Origin of the sequence: Streptomyces sp. WAC05292 (assembly GCF_003949955.1) — a bacterium.
In the GTDB taxonomy this organism is placed as follows: domain Bacteria; phylum Actinomycetota; class Actinomycetes; order Streptomycetales; family Streptomycetaceae; genus Streptomyces; species Streptomyces globosus.
In genome coordinates, this window is the sequence record NZ_RPSE01000437.1 from 1 (window position 1) to 2500 (window position 2500).

The window sequence follows — 2500 nt, forward strand, 5'->3', positions numbered from 1 at the left end:
GTTCGTTGCTTCAGAACTAACACAGTGGACGCGAGCAACTGAGGACAAGCCCTCGGCCTATTAGTACCAGTCAGCTCCACCCGTTACCGGGCTTCCACATCTGGCCTATCAACCCAGTCGTCTACTGGGAGCCTTACCCTCTCAAGGAGGTGGGAATACTCATCTCGAAGCAGGCTTCCCGCTTAGATGCTTTCAGCGGTTATCCCTCCCGAACGTAGCCAACCAGCCATGCCCTTGGCAGGACAACTGGCACACCAGAGGTTCGTCCGTCCCGGTCCTCTCGTACTAGGGACAGCCCTTCTCAATATTCCTACGCGCACAGCGGATAGGGACCGAACTGTCTCACGACGTTCTAAACCCAGCTCGCGTACCGCTTTAATGGGCGAACAGCCCAACCCTTGGGACCGACTCCAGCCCCAGGATGCGACGAGCCGACATCGAGGTGCCAAACCATCCCGTCGATATGGACTCTTGGGGAAGATCAGCCTGTTATCCCCGGGGTACCTTTTATCCGTTGAGCGACGGCGCTTCCACAAGCCACCGCCGGATCACTAGTCCCGACTTTCGTCCCTGCTCGACCCGTCGGTCTCACAGTCAAGCTCCCTTGTGCACTTACACTCAACACCTGATTGCCAACCAGGCTGAGGGAACCTTTGGGCGCCTCCGTTACCCTTTGGGAGGCAACCGCCCCAGTTAAACTACCCATCAGACACTGTCCCTGATCCGGATCACGGACCGAGGTTAGACATCCAGCACGACCAGAGTGGTATTTCAACGACGACTCCACAACCACTGGCGTGGCCGCTTCACAGTCTCCCACCTATCCTACACAAGCCGAACCGAACACCAATATCAAACTGTAGTAAAGGTCCCGGGGTCTTTCCGTCCTGCTGCGCGAAACGAGCATCTTTACTCGTAGTGCAATTTCACCGGGCCTATGGTTGAGACAGTCGAGAAGTCGTTACGCCATTCGTGCAGGTCGGAACTTACCCGACAAGGAATTTCGCTACCTTAGGATGGTTATAGTTACCACCGCCGTTTACTGGCGCTTAAGTTCTCAGCTTCGCCCCACCGAAATGGAGCTAACCGGTCCCCTTAACGTTCCAGCACCGGGCAGGCGTCAGTCCGTATACATCGCCTTACGGCTTCGCACGGACCTGTGTTTTTAGTAAACAGTCGCTTCTCGCTGGTCTCTGCGGCCACCCCCAGCTCAAGGTGCAAAACCCATCACCAGGAATGGCCCCCCTTCTCCCGAAGTTACGGGGGCATTTTGCCGAGTTCCTTAACCATAGTTCACCCGAACGCCTCGGTATTCTCTACCTGACCACCTGAGTCGGTTTAGGGTACGGGCCGCCATGAAACTCGCTAGAGGCTTTTCTCGACAGCATAGGATCATCCACTTCGCCACAATCGGCTCGGCATCAGGTCTCAACCTTGTATGAGGGACGGATTTGCCTACCCCTCGGCCTACACCCTTACCCCGGGACAACCACCGCCCGGGCTGGACTACCTTCCTGCGTCACCCCATCGCTTACCTACTACCATCTCGGGTCAGCGGCTCCACCACTTCCCTTCACCCGAAGGATCCAGGACGGCTTCACGGCCTTAGCATCAAAGGATTCGATATTGGGCGTTTCAAAGCGGGTACCGGAATATCAACCGGTTGTCCATCGACTACGCCTGTCGGCCTCGCCTTAGGTCCCGACTTACCCTGGGCAGATCAGCTTGACCCAGGAACCCTTAGTCAATCGGCGCACACGTTTCTCACGTGTGTATCGCTACTCATGCCTGCATTCTCACTCGTGAACCGTCCACAACTCGCTTCCACGGCTGCTTCACCCGGCACACGACGCTCCCCTACCCATCACAGCACCCGTTGGGGCTATTGCTGCAATGACACGACTTCGGCGGTACGCTTGAGCCCCGCTACATTGTCGGCGCGGAATCACTTGACCAGTGAGCTATTACGCACTCTTTCAAGGGTGGCTGCTTCTAAGCCAACCTCCTGGTTGTCTCTGCGACTCCACATCCTTTCCCACTTAGCGTACGCTTAGGGGCCTTAGTCGATGCTCTGGGCTGTTTCCCTCTCGACCATGGAGCTTATCCCCCACAGTCTCACTGCCGTGCTCTCACTTACCGGCATTCGGAGTTTGGCTAAGGTCAGTAACCCGGTAGGGCCCATCGCCTATCCAGTGCTCTACCTCCGGCAAGAAACACACGACGCTGCACCTAAATGCATTTCGGGGAGAACCAGCTATCACGGAGTTTGATTGGCCTTTCACCCCTAACCACAGGTCATCCCCCAGGTTTTCAACCCTGGTGGGTTCGGTCCTCCACGAAGTCTTACCTCCGCTTCAACCTGCCCATGGCTAGATCACTCCGCTTCGGGTCTAGAGCGTGCAACTCAATCGCCCTATTCGGACTCGCTTTCGCTACGGCTTCCCCACACGGGTTAACCTCGCTACACACCGCTAACTCGCAGGCTCATTCTTCAAAAGGC

At 56.6% G+C, this 2500-nt stretch carries 1 rRNA gene (cut by a window edge); it reads right to left on the reverse strand.

The annotated features are described in order from the left end of the window. Positions 1-40 precede the first annotated feature (40 nt). Positions 41-2500 (reverse strand): 23S ribosomal RNA (locus tag EF903_RS28665) (it continues 656 nt past the right edge of the window).